The sequence below is a fragment of the Mesorhizobium sp. P5_C1 genome, from assembly GCF_054049815.1.
Map to the genome: position 1 here is coordinate 1 of NZ_JBFULQ010000764.1, position 2,040 is coordinate 2,040.

Annotated in this window: 1 protein-coding gene and 1 pseudogene; one reads left to right on the plus strand and one right to left on the minus strand. The window is 56.5% G+C overall.

Features of this window, described 5'->3' with window-relative positions; translation table 11 throughout:
• Nucleotides 1–312: pseudogene (locus tag ACXJ7R_RS30995) on the plus strand (BA14K family protein); the annotation flags it as partial.
• A 498-nt stretch (nt 313–810) separates the two neighbouring features.
• Here the strand turns inward: ACXJ7R_RS30995 and ACXJ7R_RS31000 are convergent.
• Nucleotides 811–2,040, minus strand: a 1,230-nt coding sequence (locus ACXJ7R_RS31000) for a B12-binding domain-containing radical SAM protein (protein ID WP_457155135.1), incomplete at its 5' end; no start/stop codon positions are given.

Genomic DNA, 2,040 nt, shown 5'->3' on the forward strand with positions numbered 1-2,040 from the left:
GGATATGACGGCTACAATGACTTCTTTCCGGGAGGACTTGTCGCAGGAGCCCTGATCGGAAGCATGTTCAACAACGGCTACTACGGTGGCGGCTACTACGATGGCGGGTATTATCCCGACCCGTATTACGGCGGTGGCTATTACCGACCGGTGTATTATCACAGGCACTACTACCATAGGCATTATTATCACCACAGGCACTATCACTACAGGTACTATCATCACAGGTACTATCATCACAGGTACTACTATAACTATGGGCACTACTACCACCACAGGTATTACCATCGTAGGCACTACTACCGCTACTGAAATAGCGCACGCTGCCCGCATCTAGCCCGCTGCCTCACGGGGGGGGGGTGGCGGGCTTTTCGGTTCGCCTGTTGAGATACGGGAGTTCTTACGCTCCGCTTGGCACGATGTTCTCAGTCGAGCGCGCCCTGGCAGGCTGATGCTGAGGAAATCAGTGCCCCTAGCGTTGCGCATCAGATGTTCCTCTCGATATGAGCCTCGATCGGATTTGGCGTCGATAGCTCAAATCTTTTAGCTGCCATGAATGTCAGCACGATAGCGGCAGCTATCGATGCAATCACGGTGGCGGTGCGGGCTAGACTTCTCACCATCTTCACTCAACAAAGCCTAGCGGTCCAGGTGGTCATTGAGACGCTTCTGGACAGACTGTTGGCGCTGCGGCGAGCTGTGGCCTCCGATCGAGCGCATCCGCGCCCTTGCCGGTCTCGATCTCGGCGAACTCGCCGACGATCGCGATGCCCTCGGCTTCGGCAAAGCGGGCTTCTCCAAGCCTCGCTGTCAGGCGGCTTTAATGCCCCTCGTCAATCCCGCGACCTTCTTGATGTGCGTTACCGCCGCGTCGCCGCCAGCGGTCTTTGTGAAAAGATCGAGTGTCTCGTCGCCGTCATCACCGACCGGCATGAGCGCCTGATCCATGTAATCCTTTGATGCAGAATTTCGCGAGATCGCACGTGCCGCTACCATAAGACGCACAATTGTGCTGGCGAGGACGGCGTGTTTCCGAAGAGTTTCCCATACGAATCGAGGCCAGAAGTACCAAGGGTTTTCGCGGGGCATGCCGGGGCGCCGCTCCGACGGCCGCTTGAGGCGCAGAAGACCAGTCTGCAACGGATGCACCTTCTCAAGAGGGACTACGGTTGAGAACGTCACGAGGAGCTTGACCAGACTGCCGAGTGGAACGCCAGTCGCGACCGCACGGCGCAACAGCGTACGCATATGCTTGGGCGTGTAGTAGAGCKACCATGCTTCCTGGTAGATGCTCTCCCATTCCTGGCTGGTCATTCTCGGATGTGCTGTGCAGACATGCTCAAGGTCGTAGACGTTGAGATCGGAGTCCATCTCGACCCGCTTCCTCCAAAGGCCCTGGTGGTCCTCCGACCCCGGCAGCGGCGTCAGGTTAAAAAACTCTATTATGTCGAGAGGGAGCTCTTCCTGTATGATCGCGATATCGCGTCTGATCGTCTCGGGCGTGTCCGACGGAAAGCCGAGAATATAGCCCGCCAAAGTCATGATGCCCTGTGCCTTCCAGGCGAGTAGCATCTTACGGTATTCGGTAATCTTGTTCTGCCGCTTTTTGGCCGCAGCAAGATTGTCCGGATTGACGTTCTCCAAGCCAATGAAGACGCGCGTAACACCAGCTCGTTTCGCCTTCTCCACGAAGTTCTCGATCTTGTGGCACAGCGTGTCCACCTGGATCATCAGGCCGAGAGGGATGCCGTCCTTCTCACGCAACGAGATAAGGCGGTCGAAAATCGCTTCCCATTCCCTGTTGCGCGCGAAATTGTCGTCAGTGATGAAGAACTTGTGGACCCCGTGCGTCCAGTTCATCCGCACCAGCTTCTCCACGTCATCTGCGGAGCGGAACCGTGATTTTCGACCTTGCACATTGATGATGGTGCAGAACGAGCATTGATAGGGGCAGCCGCGACCCGCATCGAAACTCGTGCTGAGGCCCATAGTGTGTTCGACGTACTGTTTAGGAAGGAACGGTACCGGCGAACCCTCAAT